The organism is Sphingobacterium corticibacter (assembly GCF_003076635.1).
In the GTDB taxonomy this organism is placed as follows: domain Bacteria; phylum Bacteroidota; class Bacteroidia; order Sphingobacteriales; family Sphingobacteriaceae; genus Sphingobacterium; species Sphingobacterium corticibacter.
In genome coordinates this window covers 1-1597 of the sequence record NZ_QDKG01000012.1, presented here as the reverse complement: position 1 = coordinate 1597, position 1597 = coordinate 1, and the positions used below count along the sequence as shown (strand labels likewise).

At 43.9% G+C, this 1597-nt stretch carries 2 protein-coding genes; both read left to right on the top strand.

Annotation, left to right across the window (positions count from 1 at the left end; genetic code table 11):
• Positions 1-39 precede the first annotated feature (39 nt).
• Complete coding sequence (locus DC487_RS17305) at positions 40-588, top strand: helix-turn-helix domain-containing protein (protein WP_165799126.1); 549 nt, start codon at positions 40-42, stop codon at positions 586-588.
• Positions 585-1484 carry an IS3 family transposase gene (locus tag DC487_RS17135; RefSeq protein WP_165799125.1) on the top strand — a complete coding sequence of 300 codons (900 nt, stop codon included), beginning with the start codon at positions 585-587 and terminating at the stop codon, positions 1482-1484. Before DC487_RS17305 ends, DC487_RS17135 begins: the two co-directional genes overlap by 4 nt.
• Positions 1485-1597 lie beyond the last annotated feature (113 nt).

Sequence of the window (1597 nt, the reverse complement as noted above, 5' to 3'; positions counted from 1 at the left end):
TGTCCGGTCCTAAAATAACTATACACTAAAACAACGTGTATGGCATTAGAAAAAGAAAGAATTAATTCAGTTAGACCGAACAAGCACCTCCCTTTTAACAAGCGAGAGATTCAAGAAATAGTGCAGTTGATTGAATCTGGCGTTCCGCGTCGAGACATCATTGCTAAATATGGTATGCACATCGGCACGCTGAGCGTTTGGATGAAACGTTATGGCTCAGCGGACCATCAAGTGGGTCACCGGGTGTACAGTCCTACAGAAAAACGAACTATATTGCGTTCGATAGCTTCTGGAATGACGATTCGAGAGGTATGTATTGCATTTGGCATAAAATCCAAAACGACGGTAATCACCTGGCTTAAACAAGAGCAGGTAGAAAATAACGAACTTAGCAAAAACGCGTCTCCGGTGGTATCATCAAGAAAAGAAAAGTCAGAAGAACCGACTGCCGAAATCCAGACACTGCAAGCGCAGCTCGAACAAGCGCGCTTAAAGATTCAGGCACTAGAAACGATGATCGATATTGCACAAGAAAAGCTTGGGGTCGATATCAGAAAAAAGTCTGGAGCCAAACAGTCAGCAAAATGAAGCAAGACTATCCACAGGTCGGCATCAAGACCTTGTGCCGTCTGTTTGGCAAAACTCGTCATGCCTGGTATGACCAACTATGGCGCTATCGGGATATAGGTGTAAAAGAAGAGGTTGTTCTGCAACATGTACGGCAGATCCGGCAATCATTGCCCCGTATAGGGACGCGGAAGCTACATCATATGATAGCGCCTATGCTCGCCGAGCATCGCATCCAGATTGGCCGCGATTATCTATTCGATCTGATGCGAGATTATGGATTGGACATCCGACATAGAAAACGGCGTGTGGTGACCACGGATTCGCGTCACTGGATGCATAAATACGCTAATCTGGTAAAGAGCCTTAAGATATGGCGCCCCGAACAGCTCTGGGTGAGCGATATTACCTATATCCGTATGAATAGCGGGTGGGCATACCTCAGCTTGATTACTGACGCGTATTCACGAAAGATCATGGGCTATTGCTTGCACAGAACGCTTGCTGCTCAAGGATGCCTAGAAGCCTTGAGAATGGCGCTGGATCAGCGAGTCTATCATCAAGACTTAATCCATCATTCGGATCGAGGATCTCAGTACTGCAGTAAGGAATACGTGCAGATGTTGACGAATAATAGGACTGCAATCAGCATGACAGAAAATGGAGACCCCTATGAAAATGCATTAGCAGAACGTATCAATGGTATACTAAAAGAAGAATTCAATCTGCACTATTCCGGACTCGGGTTTCCAGAAACACAACGGAAAATCGCTGAATGCATACAGGCCTATAACCACTTAAGACCTCATGCCAGTTGCGATTACCTCACACCAGAACAAGCACATCTAAAAACGGGCACCATGAACAAGCGATGGAAACATAAAAAAGAAAATAAAAGGCAATATGAACTTGTATAGTTCAAGCAGGATTATAAAATTGCAGTGTACAGTACAATTAGGATTAACAAATAGCATGTATAACCAATTCAGGATTTATTAAGCAACCTGTATAGGTATTTTAGGATAAGACA

Excerpts from the sequence above, each read along its gene's own strand:
- DC487_RS17135 (WP_165799125.1), top strand. The coding sequence starts at position 585 with ATGAAGCAAGACTATCCACAGGTCGGCATCAAGACCTTGTGCCGTCTG.
- DC487_RS17305 (WP_165799126.1), top strand. The coding sequence starts at position 40 with ATGGCATTAGAAAAAGAAAGAATTAATTCAGTTAGACCGAACAAGCAC.